This window comes from Micromonospora sp. WMMD961 (assembly GCF_029626145.1).
Taxonomy (GTDB): domain Bacteria; phylum Actinomycetota; class Actinomycetes; order Mycobacteriales; family Micromonosporaceae; genus Micromonospora.
In genome coordinates this window covers 4747916-4767684 of the sequence record NZ_JARUBJ010000002.1, presented here as the reverse complement: position 1 = coordinate 4767684, position 19769 = coordinate 4747916, and the positions used below count along the sequence as shown (strand labels likewise).

The 19769-nt window shown below is 69.4% G+C and carries 22 protein-coding genes; 19 read left to right on the top strand and 3 right to left on the bottom strand.

Annotated features, from left to right (window positions below):
- Positions 1 to 2 precede the first annotated feature (2 nt).
- Entirely contained in the window at positions 3 to 365 is a 363-nt protein-coding gene (locus tag O7614_RS21550; protein ID WP_278140289.1) for a hypothetical protein, read from the bottom strand.
- 419 nt (positions 366 to 784) lie between these two features.
- On the opposite strand from O7614_RS21550, the gene O7614_RS21545 reads away from it, so the two are divergent.
- The 3 genes from O7614_RS21545 to O7614_RS21535 all read left to right on the top strand — a co-directional run bounded on the left by O7614_RS21545 (position 785) and on the right by O7614_RS21535 (position 2960).
- The gene (locus O7614_RS21545) at positions 785 to 1201 is read left to right on the top strand and encodes a transcriptional repressor (protein ID WP_278142324.1); all 417 of its coding nucleotides are present in this window, start codon (positions 785 to 787) and stop codon (positions 1199 to 1201) included.
- Positions 1202 to 1551: 350 nt separating this feature from the next.
- The gene (gene rpmF, locus O7614_RS21540; RefSeq protein WP_278140288.1) at positions 1552 to 1731 is read left to right on the top strand and encodes a 50S ribosomal protein L32; all 180 of its coding nucleotides are present in this window, start codon (positions 1552 to 1554) and stop codon (positions 1729 to 1731) included.
- A complete protein-coding gene (locus O7614_RS21535) occupies positions 1728 to 2960 on the top strand; it encodes a GTP-binding protein (protein ID WP_278140287.1) in 1233 nt (410 codons plus the stop codon). Before rpmF ends, O7614_RS21535 begins: the two co-directional genes overlap by 4 nt.
- A 30-nt stretch (positions 2961 to 2990) precedes the next feature.
- On the opposite strand, the gene O7614_RS21530 is transcribed toward O7614_RS21535, so the two are convergent.
- Complete coding sequence (locus tag O7614_RS21530) at positions 2991 to 3209, bottom strand: hypothetical protein (protein WP_278140286.1); 219 nt, start codon at positions 3207 to 3209, stop codon at positions 2991 to 2993.
- 112 nt (positions 3210 to 3321) lie between these two features.
- Here O7614_RS21530 and O7614_RS21525 point away from each other — a divergent pair, with 112 nt between their 5' ends.
- The 16 genes from O7614_RS21525 to O7614_RS21450 all read left to right on the top strand — a co-directional run bounded on the left by O7614_RS21525 (position 3322) and on the right by O7614_RS21450 (position 18238).
- Complete coding sequence (locus tag O7614_RS21525) at positions 3322 to 3978, top strand: choice-of-anchor M domain-containing protein (RefSeq protein WP_278140285.1); 657 nt, start codon at positions 3322 to 3324, stop codon at positions 3976 to 3978.
- On the top strand, positions 3975 to 4628 hold the full coding sequence (locus tag O7614_RS21520) for a choice-of-anchor M domain-containing protein (protein ID WP_278140284.1): 654 nt from the start codon (positions 3975 to 3977) through the stop codon (positions 4626 to 4628). The genes O7614_RS21525 and O7614_RS21520 overlap by 4 nt, the downstream gene beginning before the upstream one ends.
- 358 nt (positions 4629 to 4986) lie before the next feature.
- On the top strand, positions 4987 to 5394 hold the full coding sequence (locus O7614_RS21515) for a transcriptional repressor (protein ID WP_278140283.1): 408 nt from the start codon (positions 4987 to 4989) through the stop codon (positions 5392 to 5394).
- A 368-nt stretch (positions 5395 to 5762) separates the two neighbouring features.
- Entirely contained in the window at positions 5763 to 7145 is a 1383-nt protein-coding gene (locus O7614_RS21510; RefSeq protein ID WP_278140282.1) for a Y4yA family PLP-dependent enzyme, read from the top strand.
- Positions 7142 to 8461: a pyridoxal-phosphate dependent enzyme gene (locus O7614_RS21505; protein ID WP_278140281.1), complete on the top strand. Its 1320-nt coding sequence runs from the start codon at positions 7142 to 7144 to the stop codon at positions 8459 to 8461. The genes O7614_RS21510 and O7614_RS21505 overlap by 4 nt, the downstream gene beginning before the upstream one ends.
- Before the next feature lies 1 nt (position 8462).
- Positions 8463 to 9653 carry an aminotransferase class V-fold PLP-dependent enzyme gene (locus O7614_RS21500; RefSeq protein WP_278140280.1) on the top strand — a complete coding sequence of 397 codons (1191 nt, stop codon included), beginning with the start codon at positions 8463 to 8465 and terminating at the stop codon, positions 9651 to 9653.
- Positions 9654 to 9762: 109 nt separating this feature from the next.
- On the top strand, positions 9763 to 10524 hold the full coding sequence (locus tag O7614_RS21495; protein ID WP_278140279.1) for a class I SAM-dependent methyltransferase: 762 nt from the start codon (positions 9763 to 9765) through the stop codon (positions 10522 to 10524).
- Positions 10525 to 10644: 120 nt separating this feature from the next.
- Positions 10645 to 11634, top strand: coding sequence for a metal ABC transporter substrate-binding protein (locus O7614_RS21490; protein WP_278140278.1), 990 nt, complete (start codon positions 10645 to 10647; stop codon positions 11632 to 11634).
- Position 11635: 1 nt separating this feature from the next.
- The gene (locus O7614_RS21485; RefSeq protein WP_278140277.1) at positions 11636 to 12406 is read left to right on the top strand and encodes a metal ABC transporter ATP-binding protein; all 771 of its coding nucleotides are present in this window, start codon (positions 11636 to 11638) and stop codon (positions 12404 to 12406) included.
- Positions 12403 to 13290, top strand: a complete 888-nt coding sequence (locus tag O7614_RS21480) for a metal ABC transporter permease (protein ID WP_278140276.1) — start codon at positions 12403 to 12405, stop codon at positions 13288 to 13290. Before O7614_RS21485 ends, O7614_RS21480 begins: the two co-directional genes overlap by 4 nt.
- Positions 13274 to 14113, top strand: a complete 840-nt coding sequence (locus O7614_RS21475) for a metal ABC transporter permease (RefSeq protein WP_278140275.1) — start codon at positions 13274 to 13276, stop codon at positions 14111 to 14113. Before O7614_RS21480 ends, O7614_RS21475 begins: the two co-directional genes overlap by 17 nt.
- Positions 14110 to 14418: a metalloregulator ArsR/SmtB family transcription factor gene (locus O7614_RS21470; RefSeq protein ID WP_278140274.1), complete on the top strand. Its 309-nt coding sequence runs from the start codon at positions 14110 to 14112 to the stop codon at positions 14416 to 14418. Before O7614_RS21475 ends, O7614_RS21470 begins: the two co-directional genes overlap by 4 nt.
- A gap of 125 nt (positions 14419 to 14543) precedes the next feature.
- Complete coding sequence (locus tag O7614_RS21465) at positions 14544 to 14888, top strand: metalloregulator ArsR/SmtB family transcription factor (RefSeq protein WP_278142323.1); 345 nt, start codon at positions 14544 to 14546, stop codon at positions 14886 to 14888.
- Positions 14888 to 15580, top strand: coding sequence for a cation transporter (locus tag O7614_RS21460; RefSeq protein ID WP_278140273.1), 693 nt, complete (start codon positions 14888 to 14890; stop codon positions 15578 to 15580). The genes O7614_RS21465 and O7614_RS21460 overlap by 1 nt, the downstream gene beginning before the upstream one ends.
- Before the next feature lie 130 nt (positions 15581 to 15710).
- The gene (locus O7614_RS21455) at positions 15711 to 16610 is read left to right on the top strand and encodes an ABC transporter ATP-binding protein (RefSeq protein WP_278140272.1); all 900 of its coding nucleotides are present in this window, start codon (positions 15711 to 15713) and stop codon (positions 16608 to 16610) included.
- Positions 16607 to 18238 carry a hypothetical protein gene (locus tag O7614_RS21450; RefSeq protein ID WP_278140271.1) on the top strand — a complete coding sequence of 544 codons (1632 nt, stop codon included), beginning with the start codon at positions 16607 to 16609 and terminating at the stop codon, positions 18236 to 18238. Before O7614_RS21455 ends, O7614_RS21450 begins: the two co-directional genes overlap by 4 nt.
- Positions 18239 to 18258: 20 nt before the next feature.
- Here the strand turns inward: O7614_RS21450 and nhaA are convergent, their stop codons facing one another.
- Positions 18259 to 19590 (bottom strand): Na+/H+ antiporter NhaA, encoded by a 1332-nt coding sequence (gene nhaA, locus O7614_RS21445; RefSeq protein WP_278140270.1) that lies wholly within the window; start codon positions 19588 to 19590, stop codon positions 18259 to 18261.
- Between the last annotated feature and the right edge of the window lie 179 nt (positions 19591 to 19769).

The window sequence follows — 19769 nt, the reverse complement described above, 5'->3', positions numbered from 1 at the left end:
GTTTATCGAGCACGGTGTGTGTGCGTCACGAAATCGCACAGGCGGATCGTCTGTGTCTGATGCTCTCGAGTAGCGCGATCGCCGCCTGCCTGGATCTCGCCATCGATCCCGGACCCGGAAGGTGGGCCGTCGTGGGGGGCGAGGATCAGGGTGACTGTCGGCACGTGCGTGGCCTCGGCCTGCGCGAGCAGTTCGGCCTCGTGTGAGCCCCACGCCTCGACGGGGGTGGCCGCAGGAGTGTCGGAGGTGGAGGAAGGGCGCTCGCGGAAGCCGCCCGCCCCGGTGAGGACTCGGGTGTCGGTCGCCAGGACCGACGCGGAGAGCGCGGCCAAGGTGCGCCTGCTCAGGTTGCCCGGTCCACGCACGTTTTCTCCTCCAGAGCAGGGCCCTGAGATGACAGGGCACCCGTGAGCGAATCCTTCGTGGTGTTGCTGGTCGTTGTCGATGGATGGCAGGGCGTTGTAATCTGTCCGTGACATCCCGGCCGGTTCCTGGTCAAACCTGCCGTCGTCGCTGTCCGTGCGGTCAGGGCGCTGTTCGCTGGCCGTCGTCGGCCGCCCGGCGACTGCCTGTCGCTCTTGTTGCCCTACCGGGTTTTCGTTATCGGGCACCCAGGCGCTCAGCGCTTCTCGCTACGGGCCGACCTGCACTGTCCTGTCAAGGGGAGTTGGCAGGTCAGGAGAGGGTGCGGCGGCGGCAATGCCCGACGACGCATAATGGTCCGACCGGCAGCGAGACGAAATGCCGGAAGCGGCAGGCCGGCGGCGGCCGAGATCACGGGAGGATGGCGGCCACGGTGAACCAGGCGATGCCGAATGTGACCCGGAACACTCGACAGCGGGCAGAGGTGTTGGCGCTGTTGCGCGAGGTGGAGGGCTTCCACTCGGCGCAGCAACTGCACCAGATGCTGCTGGTGCGTAAGGCGGGCGTTGGCCTGACCACCGTCTATCGGACGCTGCAGCTGCTGGTGGATGCCGGTGAGATCGACTCGACCCGGCTGCCGGGCGGCGAACAACTTTTTCGCCGGTGCAGCCAGAGCAAACACCACCACCACCTGGTCTGTCGGGACTGCGGACGCACGGTCGAGGTGGCCGGGCCGGCGGTGGAGCGGTGGGCCGACCAGGTTGCCGCCCAGCACGGGTTCGTCGATGTCGGCCACACCTTGGAGATCTTCGGCACGTGTGCCGAGTGCGTGCGCTGACCGATCGACGGATCGTTTCCTGAGGTCGGGTCGGGAAGTCCGGAAGGATCCGGGCTTTTGGTACGGCGGGTCCGGCCGGCGTGGTGTCCTGTCCCGGCACCGCGTCGGCCAGCAATCGCCTGACCGGCGAGAGTCGTTGCGGAAGCGGGCCTGGGTGTGCTCCGCACCCCGCCGATTGGCCTTTCACGTCGGGTCCGACCTCGCCGCCGCCGCTGGTCAGCCTGCCGGGGTCGCCGCGGCCGGGGTGTCCAGTCAACAGGTCATGCGGGTGAGCCCAGAGGCACCCGAGCGTCTAACCGAAAACGGGAACCATTAGCATTTAGCTGAACCCCCCGTTGAGGAGATCCTTCATGGCCGTGCCCAAGCGCAAGATGTCCCGATCCAACACCCGCCACCGTCGGGCGCAGTGGAAGGCGAGTGTGCCGAAGTTGGCGCCCTGCCCGTGTCCGCGTAAGGAGATGGTGGTGCCGCATCGCGCCTGTGCGCACTGCGGCCTGTACAAGGGGCGTCAGGTGGTGGATCAGCCGTGACGGGCCCGTTGCCGGTGACGGTGCTGTCCGGGTTCCTGGGCGCGGGCAAGACGAGCCTGCTCAATCATGTGCTGGCCAACCGCGATGGGTTGCGCGTGGCGGTGATCGTCAATGACATGAGCGAGGTCAATATTGACGCCGCGTTGGTGCGTGACGGCGGGGCGTTGTCGCGGACGGAGGAGCGGCTGGTCGAGCTGACAAACGGCTGTATCTGCTGCACGTTGCGCGATGACCTGCTCGACGAGGTGGCCCGGTTGGCTCGGCTGGGTCGCTTCGATTATCTGCTGATCGAGTCCAGTGGCATCTCCGAGCCGATGCCGGTGGCCGCGACCTTCGCCTTCGGCGTGGAGGACGGGCAGGTCCTCGGTGACCTGGCCCGGTTGGACACCACGGTGACGGTCGTCGACGCCGCGGGCCTGCTGGCCCGCATCGAGGCGGGGGAGACCCTCGAGGCGCGTGGGTTGGCCGCCTACGAGGGAGACGACCGGAACATCTCCGACCTGCTGGTCGACCAGATCGAGTTCTCTGACGTGCTGGTGGTCAACAAGACCGACCTGGTCGCGTCGGAGGATCTGGCGGTGGTGGAGGCGCTGCTGACCCGCCTGAATCCGGCCGCCCGACAGGTCCGGGCTGTGCACGGCCGGGTAGCCCCGGCGGAGATCCTGCACACGGGCCGCTTCGACCTGGAGCGCGCGGAGACGGCGCCCGGTTGGGTCGCCGAGCTCAATGGCGGGCACGTGCCGGAGACCGAGGAGTACGGAATCTCGAGCATCGTTTTCCGCGACCACCGGCCTCTGCACCCGCAGCGACTGTGGGATCTGCTGGCCGGCGGGCTGGATGTGTTCGGTGTGGTGCGGTCGAAGGGCTTCCTGTGGCTGGCCAGCCGCCCGGACGTGCAGGCACTGTGGTCGCAGGCCGGTCCTGTGGGCCGGTGCGATCCGGTCGGCGTGCCGGTGGTGGTGTCCGGGGAGTGGCCCGAGGATCCCGACGAGCGGATCGAGCTGGAGTCTCGCTGGCATCCGGTCTTCGGGGATCGGCAGCAGGAACTCGTCCTCATCGGTATCCACCTGGACGGTCAGGGACTGCGGGCCGCCCTGGGCGCCTGCCTGCTCACCGACGCCGAGGTCGCCGCCGGCGAGGATGCCTGGCGGTCGCTGCCCGACCCGTTCCCCGAGTGGGACCTGAGCGACCTGCACGAACACGACCGTGTCGACCCGGTTCAGGTCTGACCATGGCAGTCGCTTCGACCCCGGATGAGGTCATCCGGTAGCGGCGCGATCCAGAGCCAGGATGCCGACCGGACGGGCGTGTCCTTCGTCGGTCCGTTCGGCGTTCAACTGGTGCGCCGCGTCGGCATCCGGCCCGGCGAAGCCCAGCGGCCCGCCTTGCCCGGACAGCTTCGACGCGTCCTCGCCGGGCTGGTCGTCTTCCTGCTGCCCGATCCCGAGCAGGTACTTCGAGGCCGGCACCGTGGCCATGACGGCACCCGGCCGAGCCTTCACCCAGCCCTATCGGCGACGAACGAAAACGACTATCATTTCCATTAAGCGTTGGTCCACTCGGGACCTTCGCGGGGAGAGGAGTCTCTTCGTGCGTAGCACCATCCGTCATCTGCTGGCGTCGGGTGTCCTGGGCGTGGCTCTGGTCGCCACGGCCCTGCCCGCCCATGCCGCCACCTCGCCTGCCGTGGTGTTCGACAGCGGTCATCTCGACCTCGTCGACGTGGCCTACGAGGCCGGCGCGCTGGAGGTCGGCGTCCATGACGAGGACAACGACATCGAGTACGGCGCCGACGAGGTCAAGCTGATCGTGAAGCGCCAAGCCAAGGTCACCGTCCCTGCCGACCCCGCTTTCGCCTTCCTCGGCACCCCGGGCGTGTCCAAGGTGTGGATCCTGCCGCAGATCCAGAACTCCAACCTGATCTGGCCGGGCATCGCCGCCGAGGAGATCGAAGCCGGAGTCTTCGCCAGCGACGCACTGACGCTGTCCGTGCAGTCGGTGAGCGGCCCCGGCCAGCTCGCGATCTACACCGAGAACGCCGTGGGTCAGCCAACCATCCTGGCGGACAGCGGCGACGGCCTCCCGGACGCCATCACGGTGACCGCCGGTGACCACTCGCACGCCAACTGGGCGTTCGACAAGGCGGGCACCTACTACGTGACGGTGCGCGCCACCGGCACCCTGGCCGCCACCGGTCAGCAGGTCACCTCCGACCCCGCCACGTTCCGCTTCGTGGTCAGGGCGTGAACGTGATGCGTACCCGCAACCGGCTCTTCGCCGGTCTCCTCCTGGCCGGCGCACTGCTCGTCGGCACCGGCGCGCCCGCCGCCGCGGCACCCGTGGTGCTCTCCAGTGGTCATGTCGACGTGATCGACGTCGACTACGCCGCCGGTGCGCTCACCGTCAACGTCCTGGACGGCACCGGCACCGGCAGCGTCGAACGCAACCCCGCCGACGTGCTCTTCCGGGTGCCGAACACCGGCAAGATCACCGTGCCCGGTGGCTCGGCCTGGTCCTTCCTCGGCACCGGCGGTCAGGCGTGGGTCCTGCCGCAGTCCAGCACCGCCGGACTTCTCTGGGCCGGGTGGAACACCACCGAGGTGCCCAGTGGCATCTTCCAGAACAACCGGGTCACCTTCAAGCTCACCGGCGTCTCCGGCCCCGCGGGCTTCAGTATCTACACCGTCTCGGGTGGCACCCCCACCGTGCTCTTCGACAGCGGGAACGGCCTGCCCGACAGCCTCAACGTCAAATACAACACCCACGCCCACGCCAACTGGGGCTTCGACGCCGCCGGCACCTATGCCGTCACCTTCGAGGTCACCGGCAAGCTCGCCTCCACCGGCGCCACCGTCAGCTCAGGCGCCAAGACCTTTACCTTCGACGTTCTTTCCTGACCCCGAGCCACCGCACCTGATCTGCCGACTCGCTGTCGATGTCCGCCTCGGTGGTAGGCGTGTGCCGGGGCGGATCGTGATCGGCGCGGCGCCTACCAGCGGTAGGCGCCGCGCGCCGGCCAGTGCCACCGGCTCCGGCCTACGCCGGGGCGTACGAGGATCGACGTCGCCGGCGAGACCTTCGGCCAGCGGTGGCGGCGGGGCGGTGAACGCCACATCAATGTGAACTGGTTATCATTTCGTGGATCCGCCAAGGAGTGTGGTACCTCCGGTGGGCGGATCAGGGGAGGCGTGGTGGTCTCGGCGACGAGGCCGCCGCGCCGCCAGAAGACGTGACGCGGAACCGAGGGACGTGGTCATGAGTGGCGTACCGCCCGGCGGCAGCCGCAACACCCGGCAGCGCGCCGAGGTGAGGGCGCTGCTGGAGGAATCCGACCAGTTCCGCAGCGCGCAGCGGCTGCATGCGGACCTGCGTGCCCGCGATGTGGCGGTGGGGCTGACCACCGTCTACCGAACCCTGCAGGCGCTGGTCGACAGCGGTGAGATCGACAGTATGCGGCTGCCCAACGGTGAGCAGCTGTTCCGCCGGTGTAGTACCCACACCCGTCACCACCACCTGGTGTGCCGCCTCTGCGCCCGAACTGTCGAGGTCACTGGCCCAAGCGTCGACGAATGGGCTTGCCGAATGGCCGCCCGCCACGGCTTCACCGACGTCAACCACACCATGGAGATCTTCGGCGTGTGCGCGGCCTGTGCCGCGGGCTGAGCTGACGCTCGCGGCTGTTGTCGGTCGACGGCACCCGATCGGGTTGCGCCGCGTCCAGCGCGGACCGGCGGAAATGGAAATTCCACCATGGTCGGTCATGCCCCAACAGTCGCCGACAGCGTTGCGTCGACAACTGTCTACATGCACATTTGACTATGTGAGGACGTCCGTCCAGTCGCGCATCCGCACCCCTTGGCGGGCGTGGGAACATCGGTTACGTTGAAGCAGGCCGCCGTTACGAAGGGTTTTCGGCGAGGGCAATGGCGGCGCCCATGGCACCACGACTCACCTCGGGAGTCGAATTGCCCCTTCACCTGTCTCCGCTAATCCATCCGACACTGCAGTCGGCACTTGACGAAACCGTCTTGATGGCACAATTGTCCGACGCGTTGGGCTCTCCGCTCGGAGTGGTTCTGCCACAGCAGTTGGCGGAGAACGTCGCGGCATTCCGCTCGGTGATCTCCCACCATCGCCTCTCCGGTCAGATCTATTACGCGCACAAGGCCAACCGATCCAGCGCCTTGGTTCGCGAACTCGCCGCCACCGACGCGGGCATCGACGTGGCGTCGCTCGCCGAGCTGCAGCACGCGCTCGGTGCCGGCTTCGTGCCGCAGCGGATCATGGCGACCGGGCCGAAGAACGAGGAGTTCCTCTGGCTGTGCGCCCGCACCGGGGTCACCGTCAGCGCCGATTCCGTCGGCGAGTTGGCGGTGCTCGCCGCACTGGTCACGGATTGGTCGTTGCCGCGCGTACGGGTGATGGCACGCCTGTCCGGCTTCACCTCAACAGGCGCGCAGCTCGGCAGTCGCCGCAGCCGCTTCGGGGTGTCGGCCGCCGCGGCGAGCGAGGTTCTCGACGTGATCGAGAAACACGCCGACGCCCTGGATCTGGTCGGAGTGGCATTTCACCTCGACACGATCGGGCTGCCGGAGAAGGCCGTGGCGCTGGAGGGCTGCCTCGGCGCGCTGGAGGAGTGCCGCCGGCGCGGTCTGCGACCCTGGTCGGTGGACATCGGCGGTGGGTTCGGCGTGAACTACCTCGCCGACGGCGCGCAGTGGGAGCAGTACACCTCCGCGTTGACCGAGGCGGTGCTCGGCCGGCGGACACCACTGACCTGGAACGGGCACGGGTACGGGTTGCGCGCCGAGGGCGGCCACGTTCGCGGCTCGCTGAACCTGTACCCCGCTCACCGACCCGTCTCCGGGCCCGCATACCTCGATCGGCTACTGCGAACCAGCGCGCCGGAGCAGCGCCGCCCACTCGGGACACTGCTGTTGGACAACATGTACGACCTGCACGTCGAGCCGGGTCGGGCCCTGCTCGACCAGTGTGGCCTGGTCCTGGCCAGTGTCCTGGAGGTACGTGACGAGGCCAACGGCGACACGATCGTGCGCCTGGACTGCAACGCACGCGACGTCAGCCTGGAGGAACACGGGGTCCTGATGGACCCGGTCGTCGTACATCGGACGACCCCGGCCGGTTCAGGCCCCGCGGGGGTGTACCTGTTCGGCAACCTGTGTCTGGAAGCGGATCTCATCACCCGGCGCAAGGTCTTCCTGCCGTCCCGGCCCCGCCCCGGCGACCTGTTGGCCTTCGTCAACACCGCCGGCTACCTGATGGACTTCAGCGCCACGCACGCGCTGCGCCAGCCCATGGGTCGCAAGGTCGCGCTGTACCGCGACGACGGCGCGTGGCGGTGGTGCCTCGACGAGCAGTACTGGCCCGTTCACCATCCGGCGGAGGCACCATGAGATTCGAGAGCATGACCGAGGCCATCGGCAACACCCCGCTGGTGCGCATCGATCCCGCCGTGCATGGCCTGCGCAACATCGACCTGTACGCCAAGATGGAGCTGCTCAACCCGTTCGGCTCGCTGAAGGACCGCGCCGCCTGGAACATGGCCCGACCCCTGCTCGCCCAGGCCGTCGAGCGCGGCGACACCGTCGTCGAGTTGTCCAGCGGCAACACGGCCAAGGCCCTCGCCGTCATCGCCGGGATGCACGGGCTCAGCTTCAAGAGCGTCACCAACCGCATGAAGGTCGCCGAGATCAAGGACCTGCTGCTGTTGCTCGGCGCGGAGATCGACGAGCTTCCCGGGCAGGCCGAGTGCCTCGACCCCACCGACACCGACGACCCGCTGACCAGGATGTACCACCGGCTCGCCGGATCAGGCGGCGGCTACCTGCACACCGACCAGTACTTCAACGAACTCAACGTCGACGCGCACTTCAACGGCACCGGCCCGGAGATCGTGAAGGACCTCGACGGCCGAGCCCCGGACTACTTCATCGCCTGCGTCGGCACGGCCGGCTCCTCCACCGGCGTGGCGGCCGCGCTGCGCCAACACAACCCCGACGTGCGCGTCGTCGGGCTGGTGGCGCACAAGTCCGACTTCATCCCGGGCATCCGCACCATCGACGAGGTGCACGAGGTGGGACTGTTCGACCCCGACGTCTACGACACGGTGGAGACGATCACCGCCGACGACGCCATCGATGGCCTGCTGACTCTCGTGCGCCGGTGCGGCACGCTGGCCGGGCCGACCGGTGGCGGCGCCTACCAGGGCGCCGTACGCCATCTGCGCGCCGTCGACGCGCAGCTCACCGAACGCCGTACGGCTGTCTTCATCGTCTGTGACCGCGTCGAGAGCTACATGAGTTATCTGCGCGAGCGGCGCCCCGAGCTGTTCGGTCGGCCACCACAGCGCAACTCCGTCCGCACGGTGACCGACGCGCAGATGCGGCAGGCGGCGACCGTGGATGTCGCGGAAGCCCAGCGGTGGATCGCCGAACGCCGAGGGCTGGTGGTCGACCTGCGCAGCCCGTTCGCGTACCAGGCGCTGCACATCGATGGCTCGATCAACATCGTCGACGAACTCTTCGCCGAGATGCTGCACGGTGGGCTGCCGTTCGGTCGCCGCCAGCCGGTGCTGCTGGTCTGCCCGGTGGGGGAGAAGTCCGCCCGCTACGCCGCTCTGCTGACCCGGATGGGTCATCCAGACGTGCGCTCGCTCGGCGGCGGGATCATCGCCTGGCGTGACGCCGGCGCCGAGCTCGTGCGCGACTGAGATGGACGTTCTCGACGAGCTGTCCCCGTGGCAGGAGACGTTGCGGCGGCAGTTCCCGCTGATCACCGCCAACCCCGACGTGGCATACCTGGACAGCGCCGCCACCTCGCAGAAGCCGCAGGCGGTCCTCGACGCCGTCCTGACCTATCTGACGACGGGCAACGCCAACGCCGCCCGGGGTACGTACCCGTGGGCGAACCGGACCACCGCCCGCATCGAGCAGGCCCGCGACCGGCTGCGCCGATTCCTCGACGACCCGGCACCGGAGCGTTCCGGAGTGCATTTCGTCGGCGGCACCACCGAGGGGTTGCGCTGCATCGCCCGCGACTGGCTGGCCCCGCAGTTGCGCGACGGTGACGAGATCATCGTGCCGTTCGCCGATCACGCCGCCAACAACGCACCCTGGCTGGAGATCGCGGAGCTGCTGCGCCACCAGGGCATGTCGGTCGGCGTTCGGGCCATGCCCTACGACGCCGCCCACGACTACGACACCGACCGGCTCGCGGCGATGATCAACGACCGGACCCGCCTGATCGCCGCGACCCACGTGCACCACGTCTACGGCAACGACATGAACGTGCACAGACTGCGCGCGGCCGCCGGGCCGGGCGTCCCGATCTGCCTCGACGCCGCGCAGGGCGTGGGGCACCTGCCGCTGTCCACCACGGCGACCGACGTCGACTTCGTGGTGTTCTCCGGGCACAAGGCGATGGCGCTGCCCGGCACCGGCGCGATCTGGGCGCGTAATCAGCGCGGCCCGGCCTACGCGCCGGCCGGCTGGAACGGCTCACCCAACACCAGTGGCATCATCAGTCTGGTCGCCGCGCTGGACTGGCTCGACGCCGCGGGCCTGGATCGAGTGGCCCGGTGGAACACCGCGCTCGGCGCCCGGCTCACCGACGGGTTGCGCACGCTGCCCAGCTTCGAGGTGCTGGGCTGTCAGAGCAGCCTGGCCGCCGACGCCCCGGTGCAGCAGCGCCAGGGCATCGTGGCCTTCCGCCACCGTCTGATCGGCTCGAACGACCTCGGGTTCATCCTGGCCGCGCACGGCCTCCTGGTCCGCGCGGACGGTCACTGCCAGGGCGACCAGGGTGAGAAGACGGCATCCGTACGCGTGAGCCTGCACGTCTACAACACCGCCGAGGAGGTGGACCGGCTCCTGTCGGTCCTGGCGGAACTCGACCACGACTGACCGACACGCACCGTAATATACCGGTTCTCCGTCGCGACTCGCCTACGCTGTCGGAAATGGCTTCCGTTATCGTTTGGCTGTCCTGTCCGCGCCGCCCCGGAGTGCACCCATGGCAACCACCGCCCGCGCCCCCGATGTCGTACTCGATCGCGCGCAGGTCTCCCGGAGGCGTGAGAGCTGGGCACGGGTCATGGGGGAATTCGTGCCGCACCTCGCCAGCCTTGAGGAGACGCTGTGCCGTGTCGCCGAGGCTGTTCGTGGCCGATCGCCGGATCGGGTGCTCGACCTGGGCGGCGGACCGGGGCTGCTCGCCGAGCGGATGACTCGGAAGTGGGCCGGTGCCGCGATCACCCTCATGGACATCGACCCCGTGCTGCTCGCGCTGGCGCGCAGTGCCCTGACGGGCAAGGCCCGGGCACTGGAGGGAGACCTGTCGACGCCGCGCTGGGTGGACCGCGCAGGTGTCGGCTATGACCTGGTTACGGTAGTCATGACCCTGCACTACCTGGCGCCAGCCCAGGTACGTGCGTTCTACGCTGACGCTCGCCGCTGCCTGGCGCCCGGGGGGCTGCTCATCGTCGCGGACCTCATGCCCGACGAGGGACTCCCGTCCCTGATGAACGCCTTGTGCCCCGCCCCGAACGAAGCCGCTGCGGAGCTGGCCTGGGCGCAGTGGTGGAACGACATCGCGGACCTGGAGGTGCTGCGCCCGCTACTCGCGCAGCGGGCGGCGATCTTCGGCGAACGGCTGCCGGCCGAGTTCACCGCTGCGGCGTCATGGCATGCCAGCGCCGCTCAGGAGGCCGGATTCTGCGAGGCCGGGATCTTCTGGCGCTGTGGCAGGCACGCGGCGTTGGCGGCCGTGGCCTGAGGGTCGGCCGCCCGGTCCCCGCGCGCTGCGGGGCGACATATGCACGCGTGGTCATGTCACTATTACATGATACCTAGTGAAAACGATTATCGTTCCGTGCCTCAGGAATGGAGTGTTTTCGTGAAGCATGGACAACGCACGATCATCGCCGCGGCCACCGCCGCCGCGCTTGTTCTTCTTGGCGGCTGCGGCTCAGGTGACGACGCCGCCAAGGGCGGTGGCAACGCCTCGGCCGGCAGCGGGCTCGCCGTGGTCGCCACGACCCCCGAGGTGGCCGACTTCGTCCGCACCATCGGTGGCAGGGACGTCACTGTCACACAGATCATCAAGCCGAACGTGGACCCGCACGAGTACGAGCCCACGCCCGCCGACATCCAGGCGATCGGTAAGGCAGCCATCGTCGTCAAGAACGGTGTCGGCCTTGAGGAGTGGCTCGACCAGACCATCGAGTCGGCCGGCTTCAAGGGCACCGTCGTCGACTCAAGCCAAGGCGTCACCCTGCGCGAGGGCGGCCACGAGGAGGGCGAGGAAGGCCACGAGGAGGGCGAGGGCGAGCACGAGGGCGAGGAGCACGACCCGCACATCTGGCACAACCCGCTGAACGCCAAGACCATGGTCACCAACATCGAGAAGGGCCTCGCCGCGGCCGACCCCACCCACGCCACGGCCTTCGCCGACAACCTGAAGAACTACTCGGCGGAACTCGACAAGCTCGACGCCGACAACGAGGCGGCCTTCGCCAGGATCCCCGCCGATCAGCGCAAGCTCGTGACCAACCACGACGCCTTCGGCTACTACGTCGACCGGTACAAGCTGCAGTTCGTCGGCTCGGTCATCCCCAGCCTCGACACCTCCGCAGAGCTGAGCGCGAAGCAGCTGAACGAGCTTGTCGCGAAGATCAAGGCGACGGGGACGAAGGCCATCTTCACCGAGAGTTCCCTGCCGCCCAAGAGCGCGGAGGCGATCGCGAACCAGGCCGGCGTCAAGGTCATCGGCGGTGAGGACGCCCTCTACGGCGACAGCCTCGGCACCGAAGGTACCCCCGAGGGCACCTATCTCGGTGCGGAACGGCACAACACCCAGGTCATCGTCACGGCTCTGGCCGGCTGACATGGGCGATGTCGCGGTGGCCGACGCCGCCCTTCGCTACACCGAGGTGAGCGTCGGCTACCACGGCACCCCGGTGCTCACCGACGTCAACCTCGAACTGGCTCCCGGACAGCGCCTGGCGCTGGTCGGGCCGAACGGCGCCGGCAAGTCCACGCTGATCAAGTCTATCCTCGGCCTGGTACCGGTCCTCGCCGGCACATGCACCGTGCTCGGTCATACACCGGCCCAGGCCCGGACCGGCACCGGATACGTTCCCCAGACCGACTCCCTCGACGCCGACTTCCCGGTGACCGCCGCCCAGGTCGTCATGATGGGCCGCTACCGGCGCATCGGCTGGTGGCGCCCCGCTCGCGGCGCCGACCGTCGGGCGGTCCACGAGGCACTCGACCGCCTCGGCCTCGCCGATCGCGCGCGGACGCACTTCGGCGTGCTCTCCGGTGGCCAGCGTCAGCGGGTGCTGCTCGCCCGCGCCATCGCGGCCGAGCCACGGCTGCTACTCCTCGACGAGCCGTTCAACGGCGTCGACGCGGTGAGCCAGCAAGCCATCCTGTCCGTCCTGCGCGACCTCAGCGCGGCCGGGACCACTCTGGTGCTGAGCACCCACGACCTCACGGTCGCGCACGAGATCGCCGACACGGTCTGCGTGCTCAATGGCCGGCAGTGGGCGGTCGGCCCGCCCGATGAGACGTTGACCGCCGACATGCTGCGCCGCGCGTACGGCGGACACGCGGTCGAGTTGAGAGACGGCCGGACAGTGCTGGTGGAGCCGTGACCGAGCCTTTCACCGTGCCGTTCATGGGGCGTGCCCTGGCCGAACTCGCGCTGCTCGCCCTCATCTGCGGACCGGTCAGTGTGTTCGTCTTCGCCCGCCGCCTGTCGTTCGTCTCCGACGCGCTGACCCACACCGTGTTCCCCGGCGTGGTCATCGGGTTCCTGGCCGGTGGCATCGAGGGCATCGTCGTCGGGGCACTGGTCGCCGGCGTCGTGACCGCGGTGGTGCTGACGTTGCTCAGCCGGGGCGGGTCGCTCTCCGACGATGCCTCCACCGCTGTCGTGCTCACCGCCATGTTCTCGATCGGCGTGGTGCTGGTGTCGCGGCGCTCCTCGTACACCTCCGATCTGACCTCGTTTCTCTTCGGACGCATCCTGACGGTGACGCCGCGCCAGATCGCGGAGACCGCAGTGCTGGCAGTCGTCATCCTCGGGCTGCTGCTGATCAGCGCCCGCGCCCTGATCTTCCGAACCTTCGACCCGGCCGGAGCCGCCGCCGCCGGCTTCCGGATCGCCTGGCTCGATCTGCTGCTCAACATCATCGTCGCGCTGGTCGTCGTCGCCGCGGTCCGCGCCGTCGGCACCATCCTGGTGGTCGCGCTGCTGATCGTGCCGGCCGCGGCCGCCCGCATGCTCACCACCCGCCTGTCACTGATGGCGGTGATCGGCACCGGCCTCATCCTCGTCGCCGCGTACGGCGGTCTGCTGGCCAGCTGGACCGCGTCGGTCGACTACGGCATCTCCCTGACCTCGGCCTCCGCCGTCGTCCTGCTGCTCGTGCTCGCCTACCTGCTGCTGCTTCCCCTGGGAGCGCTGAGGTCGAGGCGCAACCACGGGCGGATCGTCTCCGCCGTAAGGAGCTCGCCGCATGAACTGGTGGGATGACGCGCTGCACCGGGCCACGGCCGAGGTGCTGCTCGCCGGCGCGCTCGCCGGACTCGTCGGCGTTCACGTCGTGCTCCGCCGGCTGTCCTTCTTCACCATGGCCCTGACCCACGCCACGTTCCCCGGGGTGGTGGCCGCCTCCATCATCGGCGTCAACATCGTCGTCGGCGGCGTGGTGGCGGGCGCTGTCGTCGCGCTGGGCGTCGCCGCGCTCAGCCGCCACCGCAGCCAGAACACCGCCGCGGCGACCGGCGTCATGCTCTCCGGTGGCTTCGCGCTGGGAGCCGGGCTCGTCGCCACCCAGAACGGGTTCAGCCGGGACCTGACCTCGTTCCTCGTCGGGTCGATCCTCACGGTCAGCCCGCAGGATCTCGCGACCACCGCGGTCGTGCTCGTCGTGGTCGCGGCCGTCCTGCTGGCCTGCTCCCGTCCACTGCGCTACACCGGCTTCGACCGGGCCGGCGCGCAGGCGGCCGGCTTCGCCACCGGTGTCTGGGACGTCGTGCTGCTGCTCGTCATCCAGGTTGCGGTCGTCACGATCGTCCCCGCCATCGGCACGATCCTCGCGCTCGCCCTCATCGTCGCCCCGGCAGCGGCGGCACGCCAGTGGTCCCACCGGCTGAGCGTCATCACCGCCCTGGCCGTCACGTTCGGCGCGCTCAGCGGGGTCGGCGGCCTGTACGCGTCGAGCCGCTGGGACGTCGCCGCCGGCGCGAGCATCACCCTGACCGCCACCGCGATCCTGGCGCTGTCGACGGTGCTGTCCCGACTGGTCAGATCCAGACCCACGGCGACCACCCGCCTGCGGGCGTTCCCGGCATGAGCACCGCACCCCTCGACGAGACGAGGCGCGCACTGGACCGCGCGGTCGTCGTGCTGCGCGCCATGGCGTACGAGCACCGGATACACATCCTCGTGCTGTTGCAGGACGGCGAGCAGACGCCGGCCTCCCTGGCGGCGGCCATGTCCACGGACTCGACGATCATCGCGCGCCACCTGCGGTATCTCAAGGAGGCCCGGTTGATCCGGCGTAAGCGTCGCGGCCGAGAGGTCACCTACACGCTGCAGGGGGAGGCCATCAGGCGACTCATCACGGAAGTGCTCCACCACGCCCGGCAATCGCCCTGAACGTGGCACGGGAGGTCTTGGGTCAGCCGTCCCGCCGCGCGCCGCTCAGGGCCGCCCAACCTGAACTGGACCGGCTGGCGCGCGGAGTCCACCAGTAGTACAGCGCCGCGTTAATTCAGCCGATGATGTATCGTCGGGTGGTGGAGACGCTCACGCACGGGCAGGTCCTGGCCCGCTTCGGTCACGCCCTGTCCGACCCGGTCCGGGCCCGACTCCTGCTCGCGCTGCGCGAAGGCCCCGGCTATCCGGCAGACCTCGCCGACCTGCTGGGCGCGAGCAGGCAGAACCTCTCCAACCATCTGGCGTGTCTGCGCGGCTGCGGCCTGGTCGTCGCCGTGCCCGAAGGCCGCCGATCGCGCTACGAACTCGCCGACGCGCGCCTCGCGCATGCCCTGGGGGATCTCCTCGGTCTCGTCCTCGCGGTCGACCCTGCCGCCTGCCCGAGCACCGACACCGAGGGCTGCTGCTGATGAGTCTGCCGCGCATCTCGCTGACCGTCGCACCGTCGCCGGTGCGACGGGCGACGCTGATCCGCCGGGTGCGGCTGTTCGTGGCCGCGACCATCACCTACAACCTCATCGAAGCGGTGGTGGCGATCGGCGCCGGGACGATCGCGTCGTCGACCGCACTGATCGGCTTCGGCCTCGACTCGGTCATCGAGGTGGCCTCGGCCGCCGCGGTGGCGTGGCAGTTCTCCGGCCCGAACCACGAACGCCGTGAACGCACCGCCCTGCGCGTCATCGCGATCTCGTTCTTCGCCCTCGCCGGCTATGTCGGCGTGGAGTCCATGCGCGCACTGCTCGGCACCGACCGCCCCGAGCACTCCACGATCGGCCTGCTGCTCGCGGCCGTGTCGCTGGCGGTCATGCCGATCCTGTCCGCCGCGCAGCGCCGCGCCGGCCGGGAACTCGGCTCCGCCTCCGCTGTCGCCGACTCGAAACAGACCCTGCTGTGCACCTACCTGTCCGCCGTCCTGCTCGTCGGCTTGGCCCTCAACTCGCTGTTGGGTTGGTGGTGGGCCGACCCGGCCGCCGCTCTGACCATCGCCGCCGTCGCCGTCAAGGAAGGCCGCGAAGCCTGGCGCGGTGACACCTGCTGCACCCCCACCACTGTGGTACGCGATGCCACTGCACCCGGCTGCGTCGACGGCTGCTGCACCTGACGTAGACGACGGCGACCACGACCCGCACGACGGCTTCCTGCCGGGTTGCGTGCGGGAGTACGGTGAGCTCTGGTGTGCCGGGAAGTCTGGTCGGCGGTCCTGTCCGTGTCGACTGCTGAGGATTTCCGCCATGAACGACCTCGCGCTGCGTGCCGTCAACCTGACCAAACGGTACGGCCGTTTCACGGCGCTCGACGACCTGTGCCTCGACGTACCGGCTGGTGAGGTCTTCGGGTTTCTCGGCCCCAACGGCGCAGGCAAGTCCACTACCATCCGCCTGCTGCTGGGACAGACCCGTCCCACGGCGGGGCGTGCCTGGGTGTTCGACAACGACGCGGCGGACGTCGCCCGAGCGCACCGGTCGCTGGCGTACGTACCGGCCGATGTGGCGTTGTGGCCGCAGCTGACCGGCGCGGAGATCCTGCACCTGCAGGCATGTACCGGGCCGGCCGTCGATCTGGCGTACCGCGACGAGTTGGTGCAACGGTTCGCGCTGGACATCAGCAAGCCGGCCCGTGCCTATTCGACGGGGAATCGGCAGAAGGTGGCCCTGGTCGCGGCGTTTGCGACCCGAGCGCCGCTGTTGGTGCTGGACGAGCCGACCAGCGGCCTCGATCCGTTGATGGAACGCGAGTTCCGTGTCGCTGTCGCCGAAGCCCGTGACCGTGGGCAGACCGTGTTTCTCAGCTCGCACCAGCTGGCCGAGGTCGAGGCGGTCTGCGACCGGGTCGCGATCCTGCGGGCCGGTCGGCTCGTCGAGATCGCCACCATCGGACAGCTGCGGGGTCTGCACCGCGCCGAGGTGACCGTGTCGTACATCGGCGTACCGCCGCCAGGTCTTGATCTGGTCCCTGGCGTCGACGCGGTCGAGCAGGTCAGTCCCGGACGACTACGGTTCTCGCTCATCGGGCCGCCGGCACCGGCGTTGCGGGCGCTCGCCGCCGCCGAGGTCACCGCGTTGGCAATCCGCGAACCGAACCTCGAGGAGATCTTCCTCGACTACTACGGCGCCACGGAGAACGCCCGATGATCACCAGGGCGGTCCCGTCCGCCATCGGACTGCGCGTGCCGGTCGCACCCGGGAGAGCCGTCACCAGGCTGGCCGCGCGCCAGCTGCGCCGCAGCGGCCTGATCGTGCTGGTGCTCGTCGCTGCCCTGCCGACGCTCGTCGTGAGCACGTACGCCAGCGTCATGGCGGACCCCGCCGCGGCGGGCAGCATTGCCACGCTCGCCGCCAACCCTGCCATCCGAACCCTGTTCGGCGAGCCGATCGCCCTCGACCAGGTTGGCGGATTCACGGTGTGGCGGGTCGGCACCTTTCTCGCTGTCCTTCTCGCCGCCTGGGCGATCCTGGCAACCACCCGCATCACCCGGGGTGAGGAGGACGCCGGCCGGTGGGACGTACTGCTGGCGGGGCGGGCGCCGCTGCGAGAGGTGGTGGCCCGTCACCTGGTCGCCGTGATGGTCGTCCCGGTCGCCGCGGGCGCCGCCGTGGCCGTGGTGTTGCTGTTGGCCGGTACGGACTCGGCCGGCGCTGCCGTGCACGGTGCTGGTATCGGTGTGCTCGGGTTGTTCTTCGTCGCCGTCGCCGGGCTGGCCGCGCAGGTGTTTCCGACCCGGGCGGCCGCGACCGGAACCGCCGTGGCGGTGCTCGGTACGGGTCTGCTGATGCGCATGGTCGGCGACGGCCTCAGCGGACTTGGGTGGTTGCGTTGGCTGTCACCGTTCGGGCTGCTCGCTCTCAGCGAGCCGTACGCGCGGAACCGGATCGTGCCGCTGCTGATTCTGCTGGCTGCGGCGGTGCTGCTGGCCGGTGCCGCGGTTGCCGCTGCTGGCCGCCGTGATGTGCGTGGCGGTCTGATCGCGGTCGCCGGCGGCCGCCGCCCGCGGCTGGTGCTGCTGTCCGGCGTGGGTGCGTTCGCGCTTCGGCGCATGCTGCGGCCCCTGGCCGGCTGGGCTCTGGGCATTGGCGCCTACTACCTGCTCATCGGTTTCACCACGGTGTCGGTCACCGAGTTCCTGACCGACAATCCGGCGCTCGCCGAGGAGGCGGCGCGAGCCGGGTTCGGTGCGCTCGGTGCGGTCGAGGGGTTCGTCGCGACCTTGTTCTCGCTACTGGCGTTGCCGGTCGGGGGTTTCGTGGCGGTCCGCGTGTCCGCTCTCGTCGCGGCCGAGAACAGCCGCAATCTCACGCTGCTGACTGCTCAGCCGGTCACCCGGATCCGTCTGCTCGGCGCAGAGATCGGCGCGACGGCCGCAGGCGCGGTGGCCCTGGTAGGTGTTGCCGGGTTCGCTGTCTGGGTGGGCATCACCGCGACCGGAGGTGATCTGAGCTTGCTTGCGGCGTTGGGTGGGGCCGGCAACACGCTGCCGATCGTGCTGCTCAGTCTCGGCGCGGCCACTCTCGCCGTCGGCTGGGTGCCGCGGGTGACGGCCTTCGCTGGATCGTTGCCCGCGATCGGCGGGTTCTTGCTCCTGGTGATGGCCGACAGCGTCGGCGCACCCGGCTGGGTACGCGGACTCTCGCCGTTCGCCCACCTGGCACCGGTCCCGCTGACCGCTGTCGACTGGACCAGCACGCTGATCATGACCACGTTGGGCGTTGCCCTGGGTGTGGCCGGTGTCATGGGCTATCGGCGGCGCGATCTTCAGGGCTGACGAGGGACGCGGTCTCCCGTTCAGGTGCCTGCGGTGGGCAGGGGAGCGTCCTGTTGGTAGACGTCCGGGATGTCGTCACGGTTGGCGTCGGTGGTCTCGGCGTCGTGGATCCGCCGGTAGGTGCGGTTGCGAAGCCGCAGGATGACCGTTGCCAGCAGCGCGGCGGCCAGAGAACCGGCCAGTACGGCGACCTTGACGTGCTCGTCGCGTTCACTGCCGATCCCGAATGCCAACTCCCCGATCAGCAGCGACACGGTGAAGCCGATACCGGCGAGCACGGCCAGGCCGAACACGTCGATCCAGGCGAAGCCGGTGTCCATCTTGGCCCGGGTGAAACGGGTGACCAGCCAGGTCGCGACGGTGATCCCGATCGGCTTGCCGGCGACCAACCCGACGACGATGCCGACGGCGACCGGATCGGTCAGCGCGGAGCCGAGCCCACCGAGCCCGCCGACGGCGACACCGGCGGACATGAACGCGAAGACCGGCACGGCGATGCCGGCGGAGATCGGCCGGAAGCGGTGCTCGAAGTGCTCAGCCAGACCAGGGCCCGCCTGCGGGCCGCCCGCCTTGCGGCTGCGCAGCACCGGGACCGCGAAGCCCAGCAACACCCCCGCGACTGTCGCGTGCACACCGGAGGCGTGCATCAACGTCCAGGCGGCGAACGCCAGCGGCAGCAGCAGCCACCATGAACGGACCCGGCGCTGCACCAACACGGTGAACGCGGCCAGCGGGAGCAGGGCGCCCAGCAGGGGCAGGAGCGACAGGTTCGCGGTGTAGAAGACGGCGATGATGACGATGGCGAGCAGGTCGTCGACGACGGCGAGGGTGAGGAGGAACGTGCGCATGGCGTGCGGCAGGCTTCGGCCGATCACCGCGAGCACGGCCAGGGCGAACGCGATGTCGGTGGCGGTCGGGATCGCCCAACCCTTGCCGTCGCCCTCACCCGCAGAGAGGTTGATCACCAGATACAGCACAGCGGGGACGATCACACCCCCGACGGCGGCGGCGATCGGTACGGCGGCGCGGCGAGGATCCCGTAGGTCGCCAGCGACGAACTCCCGCTTGAGCTCCAAGCCGGCGACGAAGAAGAAGATCGCCAGCAGCCCGTCGGCTGCCCACGTCCCTGCCGACAGGTTCAGGTGCAGCGCCTCGGGGCCGAACGTGAACGAACGCACCGACTCGTAGCTGTCGGCCCACGGCGAGTTGGCCCAGATCAGAGCCACGACGGCGCCGGCAAGCAGCAGGGCTCCGCCGATGGTCTCCTTGCGGAGGATGTCAGCGACACGGCGGGCTTCAGGCCATGAGCCACGACTGAACACGTGCGGGCTGCGGGTAGGTGCTGGCGTCACAAACGCTCCATCTTTCGGGGTCGGGTCGGACGTTGCCGACCAGACTTCCCGGCACACCCACAGTGATCTTACTGCGAGGTGGGATCGTCCACCTTGCCGAGCAGCCGCAGTGGGCCGTCGGCCACGTGAGAGGCCGCGGTGCCGACGTGGCCCGCAGGCGGCGGCGGTGATGAGCGACA

Bases quoted from the DNA above. Each gene is read 5' to 3' on its own strand.
- O7614_RS21545 (WP_278142324.1), top strand. From the start codon at position 785: ATGGCGGCCACGGTGAACCAGGCGATGCCGAATGTGACCCGGAACACT.
- rpmF (WP_278140288.1), top strand. From the start codon at position 1,552: ATGGCCGTGCCCAAGCGCAAGATGTCCCGATCCAACACCCGCCACCGT.
- O7614_RS21530 (WP_278140286.1), bottom strand. From the start codon at position 3,209: ATGGCCACGGTGCCGGCCTCGAAGTACCTGCTCGGGATCGGGCAGCAG.
- O7614_RS21515 (WP_278140283.1), top strand. From the start codon at position 4,987: ATGAGTGGCGTACCGCCCGGCGGCAGCCGCAACACCCGGCAGCGCGCC.
- O7614_RS21510 (WP_278140282.1), top strand. From the start codon at position 5,763: ATGGCACAATTGTCCGACGCGTTGGGCTCTCCGCTCGGAGTGGTTCTG.
- O7614_RS21505 (WP_278140281.1), top strand. From the start codon at position 7,142: ATGAGATTCGAGAGCATGACCGAGGCCATCGGCAACACCCCGCTGGTG.
- O7614_RS21500 (WP_278140280.1), top strand. From the start codon at position 8,463: ATGGACGTTCTCGACGAGCTGTCCCCGTGGCAGGAGACGTTGCGGCGG.
- O7614_RS21495 (WP_278140279.1), top strand. From the start codon at position 9,763: ATGGCAACCACCGCCCGCGCCCCCGATGTCGTACTCGATCGCGCGCAG.
- O7614_RS21485 (WP_278140277.1), top strand. From the start codon at position 11,636: ATGGGCGATGTCGCGGTGGCCGACGCCGCCCTTCGCTACACCGAGGTG.
- O7614_RS21475 (WP_278140275.1), top strand. From the start codon at position 13,274: ATGAACTGGTGGGATGACGCGCTGCACCGGGCCACGGCCGAGGTGCTG.
- O7614_RS21470 (WP_278140274.1), top strand. From the start codon at position 14,110: ATGAGCACCGCACCCCTCGACGAGACGAGGCGCGCACTGGACCGCGCG.
- O7614_RS21465 (WP_278142323.1), top strand. From the start codon at position 14,544: ATGTATCGTCGGGTGGTGGAGACGCTCACGCACGGGCAGGTCCTGGCC.
- O7614_RS21460 (WP_278140273.1), top strand. From the start codon at position 14,888: ATGAGTCTGCCGCGCATCTCGCTGACCGTCGCACCGTCGCCGGTGCGA.
- O7614_RS21455 (WP_278140272.1), top strand. From the start codon at position 15,711: ATGAACGACCTCGCGCTGCGTGCCGTCAACCTGACCAAACGGTACGGC.
- O7614_RS21450 (WP_278140271.1), top strand. From the start codon at position 16,607: ATGATCACCAGGGCGGTCCCGTCCGCCATCGGACTGCGCGTGCCGGTC.